The following is a 232-nucleotide window of genomic DNA, read 5'->3' as shown; positions in this document are numbered from 1 at the left end:
GGGGACGTGCGCCCATTCCGGGCAGGTCGACAGGTTTTCCTACCTCCAGGTGCAGCACCTCGACCGGGCCAAACAGATCCACCGCAAAGGCATAGAGATGTGGGCCAAGTTCCAGCAGCATGTTTTCCGGTTCGCGCAGCAGCCAAAGACCATATGGCCCCGACCGCAGCGGTGCCATCGGGAAGTTCCAGTTGATCTCGGCACTGGCGATGCGGCCCAATTGCCCCTCGGC

Annotated in this window: 1 protein-coding gene; it reads right to left on the bottom strand. The window is 62.5% G+C overall.

The window, feature by feature from the left end; genetic code table 11:
- The coding region (locus tag Q4528_RS16445; protein WP_303522869.1) for a hypothetical protein at positions 1-232 on the bottom strand (232 nt) is incomplete at both ends.

The organism is Staphylococcus pasteuri (assembly GCF_030547725.1).
Taxonomy (GTDB): domain Bacteria; phylum Bacillota; class Bacilli; order Staphylococcales; family Staphylococcaceae; genus Staphylococcus; species Staphylococcus pasteuri.
The sequence above is the reverse complement of the archived record's forward strand: the minus strand, read 5'-3'. Positions and strand labels throughout refer to the sequence as shown.